We start from the raw sequence: 17,710 nt of genomic DNA on the forward strand, positions 1-17,710 counted from the left end.
GTCAGCACCCAGTTGTATCTGAACCGCGTGGTCCCCGCTGCCTTGGCGAAGGAGGTGACCTAAATACTGTGTGAGACCAGCGCGATTATGTAGCGATGATCCCGACTGAGATTCCTCCACAGCTTTTTTGACATCATCCAATAGCTTCTGGTTCTTGCGCAAGCGACTCCCCCGCATAGCCAAGCGCTAAACATTGCAATGATTTCCAACACGCCCTTGGCCCAATCTTCCTCGAAGGTCGTCTCTTTGTCTTGGTTGAGAAGGACCACTTCCACGTTTTTCGCCCTGTAGGTGGCAAATACCAGTTCTGTACCAAAGCACAACAGCCGGTTCTTGTGGAGGACGACCAGCCACTTAATCTTGCCACTGATGCCAGCATCGAGCAGCCGCTTGAGACCCCTCGTGTGAGAGTGTATGCCAGACCCTACGTTCGCGATGGCCTCAAACGTTCAGCCCTGGCAGGCACAGAACAGCTCAAGCATCTGTTTCTGCCCTTCCAGCTCGTCCTTCTAATCGGGGCTGGAAACACGGGCATAGGCAATGGTACGCCAGTTAGCTTCGGCTTCGGCACGGAATAGCTCTGGGGCAACCGCACAAGAGCGTAGCGCTGGCGTCCGCCCGCCGTGCGGGCTTGCGGCAAAAGCTTGCCCTCGCGTTCCCATCACCGCAGCGTTGGGGCAGAACCCCTCAGGAACTCGGGCGGCCTTTTGAAGGCTGACCATCTTACGCGACAGGTTCAAGCTATGCATTGCTGAGCAACAAAGTGCCAGTGTTATGGAAACTGTTCAAGCCCATCAAAAAGGAGCCTAATTGGCATTTCAAAGAAATGCAGATATAAGCCTTAAGCGACACCAGAATCTTCAGACTTTAGGCTTGAAAAGCCTTTAGAGCATCCATTCCCTGAGACTTCTCTACTCTCTCTACACTTTTTTGCTAGCTTCATGAGGCAGTATTCAAATCCATTACGATTAATTTTTGTCCAAATGGCTACTGTGCAATGAGCTAGATGGGTCAACATTATTTTCTTTTTCTCTAAGCAAGACGAAAAAGGGCCAATGGATTTAAATTAATCAAGGATCTCATCGTGAAAAAAATAATAGCTATTGGCACTACCATTATCATTCTTATTGTGTTTATCTCCTTCTATCTTTTTAAGTTTCATCTTGGGTTCCTTCTAGATATTCATAAGGCTTATCTTACCCTAGAGAAAAATAGCCCTACCATCGATCAAATTGAAGTGGCTGTCGAACAATCCATTCCAGATTATCTGAGCATCCTAGAAATCAATATAGAGCAGATAGAACAAACCCCCATCGGTTTGCGCATTGACTGTTCCTTTAGGGTTTCGGTCGACATGGATATCTACAAAGTTGCTTCCACCCCTATCCTTCAAAATCCAGAGGAATTAAAGTCTATTGATCTAATTCCAAAAGATCTTAGAGAGCTGGCAATCAAAGAAATAGAAAATACGGTCTTTATTCCTTCGCTTCCATCTGGAATGAGTTACGATTACACACATCAACAAATAGCTTTTAGGCAAGGAGAAGAGATTCAGCTAAAGGCAGTTGTCAGAGCTTCGGAAAATTCGCAAGGAGGATGGACCCTTGAAGCTGAAATAGAGGATTCTCCATGGGGTATTAAAACTCCAGGAACCTATCTTAAAACTGCTTTGCAGATGGCCAACGATAGGAGAGATGAAATCTTGGTATGGGAACAAATTTGGCGTAAGTATTTAGAATTAGAACAACATCCAAAAGAAAAGCAAGAAGCTTTGAGAAGGTTTGTTGAACAGAAAAAGAAACAGCCAGCCCTCTCCCCAAAACATGAAATGGTTGCAACGATCGAAAAAGCAACACAGGAGAAAATCAAACCTAATAAAGAACACCCTTACGCTAAATTTGAGCCATGCTTTGTCAAAGTTGCCTTCTTTCGAACAGCCGCTGTCTATAGAAAAATCGGCTCTGATGTCACTATTCGTATTACAAGAACCATAAGAGTGTTATCTTATACCATTCCTAAAGGTACCAGAGCCTTTGGTAAGGTAGTAAAGAATGATGGAAGAAATGGCATGGAGGTACAATTTACTCGAGCGATCCTTCCCAGAGGTACCATTGTAAAATTCAACAAAAGGGCAAAGATTATTCCTATATAAGAAAAAAGCCAGAATGATGATGCTATAGGCATTTCCCCAATAGCTATACGGTTTTGGAAGAGGTATAATAAGAAATTTACCTAGAAAAGAAGCAAGTGGCTTCCCTTATTTTCCATTCTCATTCCAATTGCTAAGCTTTGTATTTTATGCATGCTAACATAGTGGCTGTCACTCAATTAATTCTTGAGCAGATGCCAGAAAGTTGCCGTTTCAACAAGGAAGATGGAGAAAAACTGCTCTCTTTAAGGCCTTACCTTTACCCTTTAGAAGACAAACTTGTCAAAGGATTTTATGATCTTCTGTATAATCATCCTCCAACGGCTTCTATTTTTGATCCAACGGAAAGAGAAAACAGGGAATGGACACTTAGAAATTGGTGGAGACGAACCTTAGATGGTCCCTTTGATCTACAATATTGGACATGGCAAGCAGCAGTCGGTATTATTCATATTCGAAGGAAAGTCAAAAATCCAATGATGATTGGTATGTGGGGCTGGATATTGAATTTCATTGGGAAAGAAATTTCAAATTATCTTTCCTACAATGAATTTCTAAGCGCTACCGAAGTCTTGCATCGGCTGGCTGCAACAGCCCAAGCATTGACCGCCGAAAGTTATTTGCACCACTACCTTATTGCACTTTCCCAAGCAACAGGTACAGAGACGCAACTTCTTGACCGGCTGGTTCTTATTGAATTAGATCAGATCCAGGAATTTTTGTCCCAAAGACGCTGATTCATTACTTCATGACCTATTGATCTTCGATCCTCTTAACGAGAAGAATAGGAAGGAACATGGGTGCTAGAGAGAAGGCAGCTGGCAAAAGCAGCGATTCCTTCAGCTCTTCCAACAAACCCGAGTTTTTCGTTTGTTGTGGCTTTGATTCCAATTTGGGAAGGATCGATTCCTAAAGACAAACTTATTTTTATTTTCATTTCATCGATAAAAGGAGAAATTTTCGGCTGTTCACAAATAACGACAGAATCTATATTTTCAACTTTCCAATTCTCTTTAGCAAGCAGCTGGCTAATTTCATTTAAGAAAACTGAACTAGAAACATCTTTCCATCTTGGCTCCGAATTAGGGAAAAAGAAGCCAATATCTCTTTTACCAATAGCTCCAAGGATAGCGTCAGCCATTGCATGAATTAACACATCGCCATCAGAATGCCCCAAAAGACCATATTCAAAAGGTATTTCTACTCCGCCAATAACCAGTTTTCTCCCTTTAACCAGCTTGTGCACATCATATCCAATTCCTGTTCTGATCATGGTCATAAATTAACGGATGCAAAAAAAATAAAAATCTATTTTTTTTTATTCTTTCCTTTGTTTTAATTTTTATGTGAGCGTTCATAAAATTGCTCTCATAGGGACTGGGCTACTTGGTCACAGCATAGCCGAAAGATTGCTGCTTACTAATCACTCTCTTTTGGTTTACAACCGTACCGCTTCTAAAGCAATGGATCTTATTCCTCTTGGAGCAAAGCTGTGTAGCTCTGTCTCTGAAACCATAGGAACTGCCAATGTTATTTTCCTTGTCCTTTCCGATGCCACCGTTACCAAAAATCTTCTTTTTGAAGCTAATGGGCAAAGTGCCTTCCATGGAAAAACTTTCTTTCAAATGGGAACGATCAGCCCTGAGGAATCCGAAGAGCTAGCACTCAAAATCCAAGAAAAAGGAGGGGCTTTTGTCGAATTGCCTGTATTAGGAAGCAAAAACGAAGCAAAGAGTGGGACTCTTCTTTTGATGTTTGGAGGCAGTGAAGAAGAATACCACCGTTGGTATACACTTTTATCAGCGCTAGGCAAAGTTTTTTTCACAGGGGATCCAAGAAAAGCAGCCGTTTTGAAACTCGCCTTGAATCAACTTATTATTTCTTCTATTATTGCCTTTTCTACAAGCTTCTCAATGATCTTAAAAGAAAGGATCGATCCTGAGCTATATATGGAGATCTTGCGAAAAAGTAGTCTTTATTGTGCTACTTTCGATAAAAAACTGCCTAGAATTCTAAACAAAGATTATTCTTCAGCTAATTTTACTTTAAAGCTGCTCTTAAAAGACTTAACATTATGCTTGAAAGAAACAGAAAAACTTTCGATCCAATCGGAGCCTTTAAAAGCCTACGAAAAGCTTATCCGCATGGCTATCGAGCAAGGTTTTGAAAATAACGATTATTCTTCTGTTTTCGAAGCCATTTCTCAAACCCTATGAATAATAAATCTATGGAAATTCTAATAGAAAAAAATCCGACCCAGCAGAGGCTAAAGGAACTTGGAGTCAGTCACTGGCCGATATGGGAAAAAGATGTTTCCAAATTCGACTGGCAATATCCAGAAAAAGAAATTTGTTATCTATTGGAAGGAGAAGCAATAATTTCCAGCCCAAAAAATAAACCAATTCGAATTGTTAAAGGAGATCTGGTCATTTTTCCCAAAGATCTCTCTTGTCAGTGGGAAATAGTAAAAAAAGTAAAAAAACATTATCAAATCGGTTAGCTTCGATAGATTTTTTCTTAAAGTTGAGTATATAAAAACATCGAAGAGTTTTTTCATAATCGATCTTCAGGCCCCATCATCTAGTCGGTTAGGATACGGCCCTCTCAAGGCCGGTGGACGGGTTCGAATCCCGTTGGGGCTATTTTTTTCCTAACCAACTAATCAAGGAGAGGAAAAAGAAGGGAAAAAGTGCTTCCTTGCCCTAAGGTGGAATGGACTTCTACTTTCCCTCTGTGATTTTCCATAATTTTTTGGACAATCGCCAATCCTAGGCCAGTTCCCTCCTTTTTCCTTGTGAGAAAAGGAACGAAAATGTCTTCAATTTCTGCTTGGGTCATTCCAGAACCTGTATCCTTTACTCTGATGGCCAAGTAGGGTTCGGCATCGTCATGTTGAATGTCAGCTATAATTTCCAACATGCCTCCTTCTCCCATTGCTTGAATCGCATTGAGGATAAGATTGAGCACAGCCTGTTCGACTTGCGCTCTATCCGCCTTTAGGTTAGGGAGCATGGGAGATATTTTGGTCTGCACCTCAATTCTCTGGCCAGCCAGTTTATGCCGTGAAAGAAGGAGGACATCATCGATGATGTCTTCCACCTTCATTGCTTCCAAGGTAGGCTCTGTGGACCTTCCAATCACAAGAACTTGATCTACAATCCGATTTAGTTGGCTCATCTTTTTTTCGAGGACCTCCAGATCCCTCTGAGAAACTGGGTCTTCCTTGATCCTCATTTTAAGACTATGTAGAAGCATATGGATGACGGTCAGAGGATTTCTTATTTCATGAGCGATTTCAGCAGCGAGAAGTCCCAAGGAAAGCAATCTTTCTCCCTCTCTCAGGTTCTCTTCGGTTTGAACAATTCTCTCTAAAAGCCTAGCCTTAGCTAGGGCCACTGCTGAAAGATCAGCTAGGGTTTGGAGAAGTTGAATTTGACTGTTTGAAAAGCGATGAGGGGTGGAGGTAAAAATGGCAAGAAGCCCTTGACACTCTTTACCGAATACCAAAGGGACGGCTAAAAATGAGACCATTTTATTTTCTAAAGCAAACTCCGGACAATGCATCAAAGATTCTTCATGGATATCCTGAATAGCTAATGGCTTGCATTTTTTAACGACGACTCCAAATATCGATTCGCTTAAAGAAATGACCATCTTCTCTTTTTTTATGTCTTCCTTATTGCTGTCATAGGATGCAATGAGAAGGAGCTCTGACTTTTCCCGATTCAGCAAAAACAGCTTACCCTTATTGGCGTCCATAAAAAAGACCGCATTACGGACCACTCCTTCTAAGGTTTTTTCTAAGTCTTCTTGAGAAACGATCGTTCGTCCTATTTCAATCAAGGTAGAAAGCTGCTTGGCCTGTTGACGCAATTTATCGATTTCCCAGGCATAAGAAAGCCATTGCGCTGCTTCAGAAGCAATGGTTTCTAATTGCTTTTCGTGTTGTGGCTTATAATGACTTTTTTCATGGCTATCCACATTTAGCACGCCTACGATGGTGGATTGCCACTCAATCGGCACCGCCAGCTCGGAACGTATCCTTGGATCAATGGAAACATAACGCCAATCCTTTGAAACATCGTCAATCCGAAGTGTCTTTCCAGAAGTCGCTACCCAGCCCGTAATCCCTTCCCCCACCCTAAGTTTGGTCTTTTTAGCTCTTCGCTTGAGCCCAAAGCTTGCTTCGATATCAAGAAAACCTGTATTTGGATTGAATAAGACAAAGGAGCCACTGTCGGATTGGGTGATGTCAATGGCTATTTTTAAAAAATGCCGGATAACACCTTGAACAGTAAGCAGTCGTTTGATTTTGTTTATGGACAACAGACCAGCTTTTTTGGCTGTAAAGACGTTGTTTTTATCCTCAGATGCACTTTTCATGACTTTCCAGAACTAAATTCCGGCAGCCTTTCGAATATTCCTTAAAATTTCCTTTATCTCTTCATCCTTAATTATTTTTTCCCCATTTTTATTTAATACATAAAACGTATCCAAAGCGGCACCTTTTTCGGTAGCGATTCGAGCTGAAACAATTTCTATTCCCAACTCTAAAAGCGCATTAGAGATCCTGTACAGAAGAGCCGGTTTATCAGGAGTTTGAATATCAAGGATAGTGTATTTTTTAGAGGAATCCTGATCGAAAGTAATGGAGGTAGGAAATTCTCCTTCATAATCCTCTTTGATAATGGTCTTGTTTTTAGCAAGCTGCTCAGTTATATCAAAAGATTCGCTAATGAATGCCTTTTCAAGGATTTTACAAAAAGCATTTTTGTACTGCTCTTTAGAAGCAAACTCCTTGTTCGAAGTGCACACTTTAAAAACATCGAGAACAATCCCATCGTTGCGCGTATGGATATCAGCAGTTAAAATGGAAAGACCAAGAACAGAAAAACTGCCACAGATCCTAGAAAAAACTCCTAACCTATCCCATGTGACAATAATGACTTCAGAATGATCCAATTCGGGTTTATCGATCCACTTCACCACCGGTGCTAATACATTGGAACTGGAGTCAATCTGATTCATAAAGAAACGGTGAATGAGCTCGATATGAATAGAGATGGCTTCTTCGGAAAAAGTTTGAAAATACCGTAAAGGAAGATTATTAAAATGCGCTTCAACTTCTTCCTCGTCGATTCGAGAAGAAAGCCTTGCCTTCGTTTTTTCTTTTATCTGCTCGATAGATTTTCTCCTCTCGAAAATAAACTCTTCTCTGTTAGCCAATGCTCGTGAGGTTTGATGATATAGCTCCCACAAAAGAAGATTTTTCCAGCTTGTCCAATTTTTGGATTCTCCTGTTCCTTCTTGATCCGCAAACGTTAATAATAGGAGCATATCCAATCTTTGCTGAGAGCCGACTCGCCGGGCAAAATCTAAAATTGTTTCCTCATCCTCAAGATTTCGTCTGACGGCTATCTGTCCCATCAAAAGATGTTGATCCACCAAAAAAACAAGATCGGAAAGCTCTTCGGCAGACAATCTGAGCCGTTTGGCTGCATTCATGGCATTGACCGCACTCAGTTCTTCATGATGCTTTCTTCGATTGGCTGCCCTGCCTGTATCGTGTAAAAGAATTGCCAAATAGAGGATGAAAGGATTCTGCAATTGATGAAATAAAGAGGCAAAGTTTTTATAAGGGGCTTCTTTTGCTCCAAGTAGTGCATCGATAACTTCGATAGCTTTCAGGGTATGCTCATCAGCCGTATACCTATGAAAGAACTCATGTTGGACAAGACAGCGTAAGGGAGCAAATTCAGGAAAAAGTTTTCCAAGTAGTCCAATCTCGTGCATCTGTCGACAGACTTCTCCAACCTGGCCTTTCCTAGAAAATATGAGCCGAATTAAATCCCGAACATCTCGACGACGCAAAAAATTGGCATTAATTAAATGCAACCTATTTTTAATCTGGATTTTTAAGGTTGGCCCTATTTTTAGTCCCCACCGTTGGATAAAAGAAAAGGCTTTGAGGATAAGGAGGGGATTTTCAGTCAATTTTTCAGGATTAACAACTTCCAGGCTATGGTTTTCTATAGAAAAAGAGCCGAAGGGCTTGCTTGTTCTCCCTTTAGAAAGAAAGCCTTTTTTTTGAGCCGCAATTGCCTGAGCTGTCGTATTGGCAATAAGATAAATTTGAAGCGCATGATCATAAAAGTGGCGCATGAACTCTTCTACCCGTGCCAAAATATCTTTTTGCGGATATCCCAAAGCGGTGGCAATTTTCCCCTGGCTTCCTAAAGTCAAGAGATCAAATTTTCTTTTTTCCAGAAAATGGAGTTTTTCTCGAACCCGAAGCAAAAAATCATAGGCATTTTCTAATTTTTCCAAATCTTTTACCTCCATCCACTTTTCGCTAACAATCTGTTCTCTTTGGGTTATCTTTTCTTTGACTCTAGCGATCCAAAAAAGACTCTGATAATCTCTTAGGCCACCACAGCCCCATTTGATGTTAGGCTCCTGAACCAATACCGTTGCTCCATATTTCCTATGCTGTTCTTTGAGATCTTCTAAACGCCATTCGATGAACTCCTTTTCTTTCCCATGGATACAGGAAGGCTCAAATATCCTTTGAAATCTTTCCCACAGCTGTTTTGAACCGCAAATCAAATCGGCATCAAGAAGGGCCGTCTTCGTTTGCAAATCCCTATTTGCCCAAGCAATAATTTCTTCCAGTTGATGCGTCGAATGTCCTACATCCAATCCTATATCCCACAAAAAATAAAGAATCTTGTGGATTAATTCGTAAATAACATCCTCTGCCCCTTTTTGAGGATCATACAAGAAGAGCAAATCGATGTCACTAGCTGGAGAAAGCTCTTTTCTTCCAAATCCACCCACCGCCACGAGCGCAACGGAAGGCTCTTCAAAGGCCATAGGGGAAAAGAGTTGTTCTAAAGCCATTTCCCACATATGGGTCAATATGACCATGAAGAGTTCCGCCCGCCTCCTTGCAATAGATTTGCCGCTAGCTCCTAAAGCACCCTCCATTCGCACATGATGCAATTCTTTTTTAAGAAAATTTTTGTAAAACAAAACAAGGTCTTTCGGCTTTTTCTTGCTTTGGATTAGTTCTTTTTCTATTTCCTTCAATGACTTATCGAATGAACTCATCTTACTTTTGCAACTCTTAACTTTTCCATTATCATAACTCAACGACATAATCTTTACAAAGACTGCTCACAGAAAGAAATTAACAGTATGATTCAACTCGGACTCAACATCGATCATGTGGCAACACTAAGGCAGGCAAGGTATAAACAGAACCCTTTTTCTTTTAATGCCGAGCCATCACCCCTAGAAGCAGCAAAAATAGCCCAAAATGTAGGAGCCCACTCTATTACTGCTCATCTTCGGGAGGATCGGCGGCATATTCAGCTAGAAGATATGCAACTCATTCGTTCTGCGGTAAAACATTTGAATATGGAAATGGCTCCTATCTCCGAAATGGTCAAAATAGCCTTGGAGATTAAACCAGATGAGGTTTGCTTGGTTCCAGAAAAAAGAGAAGAAGTTACAACCGAAGGCGGCCTGGATGTGGTTAGTCATCTCCCATCAATCAGGAAGGTGGTATCAGAACTTTCTCAAGCCAACATCATCGTAAGCCTTTTTATAGATCCCGATCCCGATCAGATAAAAGCCGCCAAGCAAACAGGTGCCCATTGTATTGAACTGCATACGGGTCAATATGCCATGGCTACTGATTTAGAAATCATCGAAAAAGAAATTGAAAAACATAAGCAATGCGCTTTGCTTGCCCACGAATTGCACCTACAGGTTAATGCGGGCCATGGGCTAAACTATAAAAATGTTAGTCCTTATATTCGTTCTGTTCCTTTCCTTCATACGCTCAACATTGGCCATGCGATTATTTCGGCAGCCATTTTTTTGGGTCTTGAAAATGCTCTAAAGAAAATGCTTAGCTTGATTGAACAAGCCGTTTAATCATGGATATCATAGCTGTTGGCATCGATTTAGTGGAGAACAGTCGGATTGAATCGGTTTTAAACCGTTTTGGGGACCGATTTTTAAAAAAGATTTATAGAGAGACCGAACTGGCCTATTGCTTTTCAATGACTAATCCCATTCCCCATCTTTCAGCTCGATTTGCAGCAAAAGAGGCCGTGATCAAAGCCCTAGGAAGTCCTATTGCTTATTGGAAAGATATTGAAGTGTTTTCTAAGAAAAATCGAGCCCCCCAACTTTTCTTTCATGGGGAAGTTCTTAAACTCTCTTCTTCAAGAGGCGTCAGCTCAACCTACATCAGCCTTTCGCATTGCCGTTCGACCAGTGCTGCCGTTGTCATTCTTACTGGTTGATCGCTATGGAGGTATTACCCCCATATTTATAGGGGTAAGACCTTGAACCTTAGTTCATTCTTTATAGAAGATTGCTTTGATCATTCCTTCCTTAAACTCATACTGAGCTTTTGCCGCAGCAACCTTTGCTTGCCAGCTTTTATCCATTGCCTCAATATAAGCTTCGGCTCCTTTTTCTAGCTCTGCTCCCCATTTGGCCCTTATTTTTTCTTTGAGGATTTCCTTAAAAACCTCATCCCAAGCCTCACAGCTTGTCTCTTTAAATCCGCTTAGAAGACCCTCAATCAGATCTTCATGTTTTTCGCAGCAACATTTCGTTTCTTTTTGACAATCTTCGCTCTGTTCCATAGCATATTCCTCCTTTTTTCCGTTTTCGAATCGTTCCATGGACAAAAGATCCCCATGAATCGATACTTCTTACAAAACAGAGAATAGCCGTTTGCCCCTACATAAACAAGGAGTTTTGAAAAAATATAATGAGAAAGGTTTAAGACAGAGCCTTGGATCAAACTTTAGGACTTATTTTTTTACTAACCTCTTTGGCGAAGGATAGACGCAGGGACAACAGCCCATGACTTGACAGAAGACCTTACTGAAATAACTCAGGCTTGAATAACCAACAGCGAAAGCAGCTTCCGTAACGTTATAATCACCTCTTTTCAATAGCTCAGCTGCTTTTTCTATGCGCAGATTTCTAACATACACAGGAATAGACATTCCTGTTTCCTTAGAAAAAAGTCGACTTAAGTACGAAGGACTTACTCCCAGATACCGTGCTAATTCAGAAAGCCGAATAGCGCTTGTGAAGTGTTCTTTAAGATATTCTTTTGCCTTACTGACAATCAGCTTGTGAGCTGGAGAAAGCGGACAGATTTTTTCTTCCGCCTGCATGGGCTCAAAGAGGACTTCTGCCGCTGCCTCCAAGGAAAGAGCATGAGCATAAAGAGAGAGAGCCGGTTGAGAAAGAGTCCCAGACAAAAGAATTTCCAAACGTGATTCCAAAGAAAAGGAAATTTCATGAGGATTGCCGATTAACGGTTCTTCTCTTTTTCCCTCTAGCCAGGCTTTGACAGGTGGCAAAAGCCATTCTTCCAATCCTTTAAGTTCCTGTGCCAGAGCACTTCTTGACCATTCCACTGTGACAAACTGGGCATATTCCCCGCCAATTCTTTCAGCACGAAGATCCTTCTCTGTAAGCGCATAAAACCCTACAGTTCCTGGTCGAAACTCTACTTGTGCCTTCTCCGAATACACGATGCCAGAGCCAAGCTTATTGATGCAGATCTCAAGGCTATTTCGATGAAAACTTCTCGACCAGTCAAAAGAGCCATCAATGCGTGATTCAACAATTTCTAAACTCCAACCCTGAGCATAAAAATTCCCAGCAATCTGTCTCCACCTTCCAGAAATATCTTTCCATGCCCCCCGCTCTACTTTCGCTAAATTCATCACTTTTTTCTTTCTGCAAAATTAGGAACAGTGTCAACTTATTTTGAAGCGGTATCCGCTGGATCTAAAATCATTAGCCGATATCCGATTCCAGGCTCTGTAAGGAGTAATTTTGGCTGCATAGAATTTTCCTCTATCTTTTCTCTAAGCCTGGCCATATACACTCGCAGATAATGGACCTGCTCAACTGAATGAGGCCCCCATATTTCCTGCAAAATCTGTCGGTGGGTCAACACCTTGCCGGCATGACGGACCAGCAGTCTTAAGATGCTATATTCTGTAGCCGTCAAATGGATCTCTTTTTTGTTAAAAAAGACCCTCCTGTTGACAAGATCGACTTCCAAGCCATCTGTCCGAAAAACCTGCAGGCATTCTTGAGGTTGCAGCCTTCGGAACAATACTCTCATTCTGGCCATCAGTTCTTCATCTCCAAAAGGTTTAGTTAAATAGTCATCAGCACCACTATCCAAAGCCTGGACTTTCTCTTTTTCCTGATCCACTGCCGAAAGAACAAGAATAGGAATTTGGCTCCATTCCCTTATTCTTTGGATAACAGCGATACCACTTATATCTGGAAGTAATAAATCAAGGATGATGAGATCAGGCCTTCTCTGAGCTGCTTCCAAAATTCCTTCTTCTCCTTTTGCAGCCACATACACCCGATAGCCTTTTTTTTCAAGAATCAATCTAAGCAATTTGAGCATTTGCGGCTCATCATCAATAACAAGTACAGAATGTGGCATCTGTCTTTCTTTACTCATATCGGTTGATTGTTCAAACTTTAGAGGTTTCATCCTTCTGTGGCATTGGGAATGTTTCTGGCACATTTTCTAGCGGTAGGATAATGGAAAAGACAGCGCCTCCTTCCGGACGATTTTGAACCTGCACTTTTCCTCCATGCGCATCGACTACGCCTTTAACGATCGAAAGCCCCAATCCGGTCCCTCCAGGAGGAGCGCCTGTGCCTCGATAAAACTTTTCAAAGATTCGGCTTAATATTTCCGGATCGATGCCAGGTCCTCTATCAGCCACCTGAATCACCAAAGCATTTTTCTTTACGGAAACATTCAGTTCAACAGGGGAACCAGCGGGTGTATGTATGGCAGCGTTGAGCAAAAGATTATTTAAGGCTTCCAACATCAACGAAAAATCGATCCGGACTAGGGGAATGCCCTGCTGGATGTTTACTGTAAGAGGTCTACCAGCCAACTCCTTTTCGGTTTCTTTTAAGGCAAGGTTGATTAAATCATGAATGTCAGTCCATTCTCTTTTCAATTTAAACCTACCAGATTCGATTCTGGCCATATCTAGTAGATTGCGTACAAGCCTATTGAGTCGAAAGGTTGCAGATTTGATTTCTTCCAATAAAATTCGCTGATCGGTGGGGCTCATCCAGCGATCTTCCTTACTTAACGATTCGACCGCCGCGGTTATAACCGCCAGAGGCGTTCGCATTTCATGGGAAATGGAATTAAGAAGCGTACGGCTGAGTCTTTCGGATTCGGCAACAACCCTAGCATGCTCGGCCAACTCAGCAAGTCTTTGCCGATCAATGACAAGAGCGATCTGATTAGCAAAAGCTTGAATGAGGCTTTTTTGATCAAAAGAAAGCGATTGGATCCCAGGAATGTTTATCCCAAGAACCCCTACACACCCCTTATGAGTGGTCAATGGAACATAATAGGCTTTGGATAGAGGCAGGTTTTCTGTAAACCTGCCCGCCGCTTTACCATGTTCAAAAGCCCAATTGGCGACTCCTGCTTCCTTTTCTGTCACCTTTAAGGTACTTGCCCAATGAGGAAGACCAGAAAGCTTATTGTTATAAGGATTAACTAGAAAAACAGCTACTTCCGCTTGGAAAACGTGGGTTAGCTGCTCAATAACTTTTATAACAATCTCATCGAGTCCAGCCGCTTGAGAAAGTTCCTGACTGAGCATATAAAGGGCAGAAATTCTGGCTTCTCTTCTTCTCTCCGCTTTTTCTTGAGCTCTTAATCTAGCAATAAACTGACCTAAGACTAGAGCCACGACAAAATAAGTAAACACAACAAAACCGTTTTCAATACCCTGGATTCCAATTACAAATCGAGGAGAAAGAAAAACATAATCCCAGATGATCGCACTTAAAAAGGCCGCAACGATGACAGGTCCTCTCCCAACAAAAAGCGCAATGATGACAATACCTAATAGATAGATCATTCCAATGGACCTGCTCCCAATCCATTGGTTCAACCATAAGCAAAGGAGCGTAATCGCTAGAATGACTAAGGAAGTTATTCCGTATTGAGAAAAACTAGACTGCGGAATAATAGGAAAAGTTTTCGGCGTTTTTGCTGCGACACTTTCATCTTCCCCAACGATATGAATATCAATCTGGCCGCTTTCCCGCACCAGTTTATGCAGTAACGATCTGCTTTTAAACCATTCGATTAATCCCTTTCCTCTGGGTTTTCCCAAGACAACCTGCGTTATGTTTCGTTGTTTGGCAATGCGAAAAATTCCACGAACTATATCCTCATCTGTCGTAGTAATGATTTCTGCCCCAAGCTCTTTGGCTAATTCTATGTTTTTTGAAAGCCTTTGTTGGTCTTCTTCTGAAAGCACTTTACTGGTCTCTACATAAACCACATACCAGGGGCATTTCAAACTTTCTGCATGTCTTCTTGTCCATCGAATGAGCGTTTCTGATGAAGGGCTTGCACTGATGGCAACCAGCAGCCGGTGCGATATTTTCCAGGGTCCCAATATATGCATAATCTGCATATATTCCTGGACGTCCTTTCCAGCCTTCTCTGCTGCTAATCTCAAAACAATTTCCCGAAGCGCCCTCAAGTTGCCTTCCTTGAAAAAATTCAAGGCTGCCGCCCTCGCTTGTTCAGGAATATAAACTTTGCCTTCCGCTAACCGTTTAAGGAGATCTTCTGGAGAAAGATCGACCAGTTCGATCTCAGCCATATCTACAATACTATCGGGGACCTTTTCATATATGGGCGCTCCAGTAATCTGACTGATCATGTCTGTGCGACTTTCAATGTGCTGCACATTGAGCGTGGTAAAAACATCTATTCCGGCATCGAGGATTTCTAGAACATCTTGATAGCGTTTCAGATGCCTCATTCCCGGCGCATTTGTATGAGCCAATTCATCGACAATCACAAGCTGGGGTTTCCTTTTGAGGATCGCATCTAAATCCATCTCTTCTAGAAGAATATCCCTATAGTGAACGATTTTCCTCGGAATGATAGGGATTCCCTTGGTCAACTGCTCGGTTTCTCTCCGTCCATGGGTTTCTACAAAGCCGATGACTACGTCTTTGCCGTTATTTAATTCCACCTGCGCAGCCTGTAACATCGCATAGGTTTTCCCCACTCCAGGGCACATCCCTAAAAAAATTTTCAAGCTTCCCCGACGCTTCTCCCCCTCTTCCTTTTCTACTACCTCAAGCAAGGCGTCTGGATTGGGTCGATTTTCTATTTCCTCTTGCATTACTCAAAATAGAAGCTATGTATATGGGTTTACAAAATGAAATTGTTAATAAAGATAATTATGAAATAAATTCATTCTGATATAACCGTAACTCCAATTGATTTCTATTGATAGACATATAGCTTTATCGACTATTATAATACAGGAGAAATAATACAGGAGCAATTAACAAGGGGCAATCACTATGGCACAATCTATTACATTAAAGGCTAATATAAGGAAAGCCGTTGGCAAGTCCGCTGTAAAAAAACTCAGAGCCAATGGACGGATCCCAGCCATTCTGTATGGAAAGAAATCCAATCTTCCTCTTGAGATTCCGGCAACAGAACTCAGAGACCTTTTTCATGGAAAAAGAGTGGAAAAAGTGCTTTTAAACCTAGAAATTATAGATACGGAAGAGAAAAAATCGACCCTGGCATTTCTTCAAGAAATCCAGCTCCACCCGATTACCGATAAACTCGTCCATTTGGATCTCCACGAGCTATCTTCCGATGAAAAACTGCACGCAGAAATTGACCTTGTTTTTATTGGAGAGCCACAGGCTTTAAAATCCGGCACCGCTAATCTTGATATTTCGCTGCGAAGACTCAAAATAAGCTGTTTTCCTAAAGATCTTCCCAATACGATTCCGGTTTCTATAGAACAGTTGAAAACGGGGGAATCGCTTCACGTGGCGGATATTCCTTTGCCTCCAGGAGTTGAGTGCCTCAATCCCAAAAATCAAGTGGTTCTCTCTTTGGTGGCAACTAAAGGAGAAGAAGAAATGGAAGCCCCGACTGGAGAAACTGCTGAACCTGAAGTCATAAAGGAAAAGAAGCCAAAAACTGAAGAATCAAAAGGAGAATAAGCTGCATCTCCTTTTTCAGTTGCATGGCCTACGTAAAGGAAATATGCCGTGTTTCGCATGGTAGTAGGGCTTGGAAATCCCGGAAAGGAATACGAGAATACCAGGCATAATATAGGGTGGAAAGTTGTAGAGGAGCTAGTAAAAAAAGAGCGCCTTTCATTTGTCATAGATAAAAAGAGCTTGGCTAAAGTAGCACTAAAAGAAGATCTTTGCTTTATGCTCCCTCTAAGCTATATGAATTTGAGCGGTAAAGCAGTTGGAGCGTATTTAAAAAAATGGAAATGTGATCCAAAAGAAATATTAGTTCTTCTCGACGATATTTCTTTACCGTTGGGAAAACTGCGATTTAGGTTTAAAGGCTCCTCTGGAGGGCATAAAGGATTGCAGTCTTTGATTGAGGAACTGCATTCTGAAGAGATTCCAAGACTGCGTTTGGGCATAGGGCCCTTACCCGAAGGGGAAGAACTGGTTCATTATGTCTTGAAGCCTTTTAAGGAAGAAGAAAAAGAAAAAGTTAAGGAGATGATCCTCAAAGCGATAGCTTTTTTTGATTGTTTACAAAAGGAAGGAGTTGAAATTGCCTTGAACAAATTTAGTTCATAGAAGTATGTATTAATCGTAGAAGTATGTATTAATAAAAAAATGGAATGCTAGAGACAGTATCATGAATAGAACATATGATGCTTTATATATACTCGATACCCAAGGGAAAGAAGAAGCGATCAAAGAACTAATCGAGCAGATTGAAAAAACGATAACGACTCTGGGAGGAAAGATCTTAAATATCCAAAAAATGGATAGAAGAAAATTTGAAAGAGTCGCTGGAAAAATCGATTCGGGTTATTACGTAAACTTCGGAGTTGAAATTCCTCCTCATTCCTTAAAAGAACTCGAAGCAAAATTAAGAATTAACCCTTCGATTTACAGACAATTTTACGTGAAAAGAGAACCGAGTCGTATTACTATTCAAAAAAATCATGTGGAAACACTCTTGACTTAAGATTTTATGGCTGATTTAAATAAGGTTTTCCTCATGGGTAATTTGACCAGGGATCCTGAATGTCGTTATACTCCCAAAGGGACCCCAGTGGGGGATATTTCCCTTGCGATCAATAGTTCGTATCGGGCCCAAGATGGTCAGGTAAAAGATGAAGTCTGTTTTGTAGAAGTTGTTATATGGGGTAGACAGGCGGAAACCTGTAAAGAATACCTACAAAAAGGCTCTTTGGTCTTTGTCGAAGGAAGGTTGCAGATGGAGCAGTGGGAAACCAAGGAAGGAGAAAAAAGGACTCGGATGCGAGTCAGAGCCGATAGGATTCAGTTTTTGGGGAAGACTAAAGGCACGGGAGCTAATGCAGCTGGACCAGAATCCTCTCCTTCCAAAGCCGAAACAACCATCACTCCCCCTGAGGAACAACAAATTAATGAAGATGAAGTTCCCTTTTAGTTCTTGACAACAAGGAC

The 17,710-nt window shown here is 41.5% G+C and carries 17 protein-coding genes, 1 tRNA gene and 1 pseudogene; 11 read left to right on the forward strand and 8 right to left on the reverse strand.

The window, feature by feature from the left end:
* Nucleotides 1-108: 108 nt before the first annotated feature.
* Nucleotides 109-661, reverse strand: a pseudogene (locus tag QOL44_RS11440) (IS607 family transposase); the annotation flags it as partial.
* 423 nt (nucleotides 662-1,084) lie between these two features.
* Here QOL44_RS11440 and QOL44_RS08095 point away from each other — a divergent pair.
* Together QOL44_RS08095 and QOL44_RS08100 are read left to right on the forward strand one after the other, a co-directional pair.
* A complete protein-coding gene (locus tag QOL44_RS08095; protein ID WP_009059076.1) occupies nucleotides 1,085-2,152 on the forward strand; it encodes a hypothetical protein in 1,068 nt (355 codons plus the stop codon).
* Between the two features lie 146 nt (nucleotides 2,153-2,298).
* On the forward strand, nucleotides 2,299-2,886 hold the full coding sequence (locus QOL44_RS08100; protein WP_009059078.1) for a protoglobin domain-containing protein: 588 nt from the start codon (nucleotides 2,299-2,301) through the stop codon (nucleotides 2,884-2,886).
* Nucleotides 2,887-2,921: 35 nt separating this feature from the next.
* Here QOL44_RS08100 and ispF read toward each other — a convergent pair whose 3' ends face one another.
* Nucleotides 2,922-3,422 carry a 2-C-methyl-D-erythritol 2,4-cyclodiphosphate synthase gene (gene ispF / locus QOL44_RS08105; RefSeq protein ID WP_045086857.1) on the reverse strand — a complete coding sequence of 167 codons (501 nt, stop codon included), beginning with the start codon at nucleotides 3,420-3,422 and terminating at the stop codon, nucleotides 2,922-2,924.
* A 73-nt stretch (nucleotides 3,423-3,495) separates the two neighbouring features.
* Here ispF and QOL44_RS08110 point away from each other — a divergent pair, with 73 nt between their 5' ends.
* The 3 genes from QOL44_RS08110 to QOL44_RS08120 all read left to right on the forward strand — a co-directional run bounded on the left by QOL44_RS08110 (nucleotide 3,496) and on the right by QOL44_RS08120 (nucleotide 4,791).
* Nucleotides 3,496-4,365: an NAD(P)-dependent oxidoreductase gene (locus QOL44_RS08110; protein ID WP_009059081.1), complete on the forward strand. Its 870-nt coding sequence runs from the start codon at nucleotides 3,496-3,498 to the stop codon at nucleotides 4,363-4,365.
* Nucleotides 4,362-4,649 carry a cupin domain-containing protein gene (locus tag QOL44_RS08115; RefSeq protein WP_009059083.1) on the forward strand — a complete coding sequence of 96 codons (288 nt, stop codon included), beginning with the start codon at nucleotides 4,362-4,364 and terminating at the stop codon, nucleotides 4,647-4,649. The genes QOL44_RS08110 and QOL44_RS08115 overlap by 4 nt, the downstream gene beginning before the upstream one ends.
* A 69-nt stretch (nucleotides 4,650-4,718) precedes the next feature.
* Nucleotides 4,719-4,791: transfer RNA gene (locus QOL44_RS08120), tRNA-Glu, on the forward strand.
* A 16-nt stretch (nucleotides 4,792-4,807) separates the two neighbouring features.
* Here QOL44_RS08120 and QOL44_RS08125 read toward each other — a convergent pair.
* The gene (locus tag QOL44_RS08125; protein ID WP_009059086.1) at nucleotides 4,808-6,532 is read right to left on the reverse strand and encodes a GAF domain-containing protein; all 1,725 of its coding nucleotides are present in this window, start codon (nucleotides 6,530-6,532) and stop codon (nucleotides 4,808-4,810) included.
* 12 nt (nucleotides 6,533-6,544) lie between these two features.
* On the reverse strand, nucleotides 6,545-9,259 hold the full coding sequence (glnD, locus tag QOL44_RS08130; RefSeq protein ID WP_134373218.1) for a [protein-PII] uridylyltransferase: 2,715 nt from the start codon (nucleotides 9,257-9,259) through the stop codon (nucleotides 6,545-6,547).
* 87 nt (nucleotides 9,260-9,346) lie between these two features.
* On the opposite strand from glnD, the gene QOL44_RS08135 reads away from it, so the two are divergent.
* Nucleotides 9,347-10,090, forward strand: coding sequence for a pyridoxine 5'-phosphate synthase (locus tag QOL44_RS08135; protein ID WP_009059090.1), 744 nt, complete (start codon nucleotides 9,347-9,349; stop codon nucleotides 10,088-10,090).
* Nucleotides 10,091-10,092: 2 nt separating this feature from the next.
* Nucleotides 10,093-10,464 (forward strand): holo-ACP synthase, encoded by a 372-nt coding sequence (acpS, locus tag QOL44_RS08140; protein ID WP_009059092.1) that lies wholly within the window; start codon nucleotides 10,093-10,095, stop codon nucleotides 10,462-10,464.
* Nucleotides 10,465-10,518: 54 nt separating this feature from the next.
* Here acpS and QOL44_RS08145 read toward each other — a convergent pair whose 3' ends face one another.
* From QOL44_RS08145 to QOL44_RS08160, 4 genes are all read right to left on the reverse strand, one after another.
* Nucleotides 10,519-10,851, reverse strand: a complete 333-nt coding sequence (locus tag QOL44_RS08145; protein WP_009059095.1) for a hypothetical protein — start codon at nucleotides 10,849-10,851, stop codon at nucleotides 10,519-10,521.
* A 132-nt stretch (nucleotides 10,852-10,983) separates the two neighbouring features.
* Nucleotides 10,984-11,913 (reverse strand): helix-turn-helix transcriptional regulator, encoded by a 930-nt coding sequence (locus QOL44_RS08150; protein ID WP_009059097.1) that lies wholly within the window; start codon nucleotides 11,911-11,913, stop codon nucleotides 10,984-10,986.
* Between the two features lie 38 nt (nucleotides 11,914-11,951).
* Nucleotides 11,952-12,707 (reverse strand): response regulator, encoded by a 756-nt coding sequence (locus QOL44_RS08155; RefSeq protein WP_009059098.1) that lies wholly within the window; start codon nucleotides 12,705-12,707, stop codon nucleotides 11,952-11,954.
* Nucleotides 12,688-15,399: a sensor histidine kinase gene (locus tag QOL44_RS08160; protein ID WP_009059099.1), complete on the reverse strand. Its 2,712-nt coding sequence runs from the start codon at nucleotides 15,397-15,399 to the stop codon at nucleotides 12,688-12,690. The genes QOL44_RS08155 and QOL44_RS08160 overlap by 20 nt, the downstream gene beginning before the upstream one ends.
* 184 nt (nucleotides 15,400-15,583) lie before the next feature.
* Between QOL44_RS08160 and QOL44_RS08165 the strand changes: the two genes are divergently transcribed.
* From QOL44_RS08165 to QOL44_RS08180, 4 genes are all read left to right on the forward strand, one after another.
* Nucleotides 15,584-16,246: a 50S ribosomal protein L25 gene (locus tag QOL44_RS08165; protein WP_009059100.1), complete on the forward strand. Its 663-nt coding sequence runs from the start codon at nucleotides 15,584-15,586 to the stop codon at nucleotides 16,244-16,246.
* Between the two features lie 57 nt (nucleotides 16,247-16,303).
* Entirely contained in the window at nucleotides 16,304-16,849 is a 546-nt protein-coding gene (gene pth, locus QOL44_RS08170; protein WP_045086538.1) for an aminoacyl-tRNA hydrolase, read from the forward strand.
* A gap of 61 nt (nucleotides 16,850-16,910) precedes the next feature.
* On the forward strand, nucleotides 16,911-17,246 hold the full coding sequence (gene rpsF / locus QOL44_RS08175) for a 30S ribosomal protein S6 (RefSeq protein ID WP_009059102.1): 336 nt from the start codon (nucleotides 16,911-16,913) through the stop codon (nucleotides 17,244-17,246).
* A 33-nt stretch (nucleotides 17,247-17,279) separates the two neighbouring features.
* Nucleotides 17,280-17,693 (forward strand): single-stranded DNA-binding protein, encoded by a 414-nt coding sequence (locus tag QOL44_RS08180; RefSeq protein WP_244229086.1) that lies wholly within the window; start codon nucleotides 17,280-17,282, stop codon nucleotides 17,691-17,693.
* Nucleotides 17,694-17,710 lie beyond the last annotated feature (17 nt).

The sequence above is a fragment of the Candidatus Methylacidiphilum fumarolicum genome (genome assembly GCF_949774925.1).
Classification (GTDB): Bacteria; Verrucomicrobiota; Verrucomicrobiia; order Methylacidiphilales; family Methylacidiphilaceae; genus Methylacidiphilum; species Methylacidiphilum fumarolicum.

What these genes read in the sequence shown, in the direction of transcription:
- QOL44_RS08100 (WP_009059078.1), top strand. Translation starts at nt 2,299, where the DNA reads ATGCATGCTAACATAGTGGCTGTCACTCAATTAATTCTTGAGCAGATG.
- ispF (WP_045086857.1), bottom strand. Translation starts at nt 3,422, where the DNA reads ATGATCAGAACAGGAATTGGATATGATGTGCACAAGCTGGTTAAAGGG.
- QOL44_RS08115 (WP_009059083.1), top strand. Translation starts at nt 4,362, where the DNA reads ATGAATAATAAATCTATGGAAATTCTAATAGAAAAAAATCCGACCCAG.
- QOL44_RS08125 (WP_009059086.1), bottom strand. Translation starts at nt 6,532, where the DNA reads ATGAAAAGTGCATCTGAGGATAAAAACAACGTCTTTACAGCCAAAAAA.
- glnD (WP_134373218.1), bottom strand. Translation starts at nt 9,259, where the DNA reads ATGAGTTCATTCGATAAGTCATTGAAGGAAATAGAAAAAGAACTAATC.
- QOL44_RS08135 (WP_009059090.1), top strand. Translation starts at nt 9,347, where the DNA reads ATGATTCAACTCGGACTCAACATCGATCATGTGGCAACACTAAGGCAG.
- acpS (WP_009059092.1), top strand. Translation starts at nt 10,093, where the DNA reads ATGGATATCATAGCTGTTGGCATCGATTTAGTGGAGAACAGTCGGATT.
- QOL44_RS08145 (WP_009059095.1), bottom strand. Translation starts at nt 10,851, where the DNA reads ATGGAACGATTCGAAAACGGAAAAAAGGAGGAATATGCTATGGAACAG.
- QOL44_RS08150 (WP_009059097.1), bottom strand. Translation starts at nt 11,913, where the DNA reads ATGAATTTAGCGAAAGTAGAGCGGGGGGCATGGAAAGATATTTCTGGA.
- QOL44_RS08155 (WP_009059098.1), bottom strand. Translation starts at nt 12,707, where the DNA reads ATGAAACCTCTAAAGTTTGAACAATCAACCGATATGAGTAAAGAAAGA.
- QOL44_RS08160 (WP_009059099.1), bottom strand. Translation starts at nt 15,399, where the DNA reads ATGCAAGAGGAAATAGAAAATCGACCCAATCCAGACGCCTTGCTTGAG.
- QOL44_RS08165 (WP_009059100.1), top strand. Translation starts at nt 15,584, where the DNA reads ATGGCACAATCTATTACATTAAAGGCTAATATAAGGAAAGCCGTTGGC.
- pth (WP_045086538.1), top strand. Translation starts at nt 16,304, where the DNA reads ATGGTAGTAGGGCTTGGAAATCCCGGAAAGGAATACGAGAATACCAGG.
- rpsF (WP_009059102.1), top strand. Translation starts at nt 16,911, where the DNA reads ATGAATAGAACATATGATGCTTTATATATACTCGATACCCAAGGGAAA.
- QOL44_RS08180 (WP_244229086.1), top strand. Translation starts at nt 17,280, where the DNA reads ATGGGTAATTTGACCAGGGATCCTGAATGTCGTTATACTCCCAAAGGG.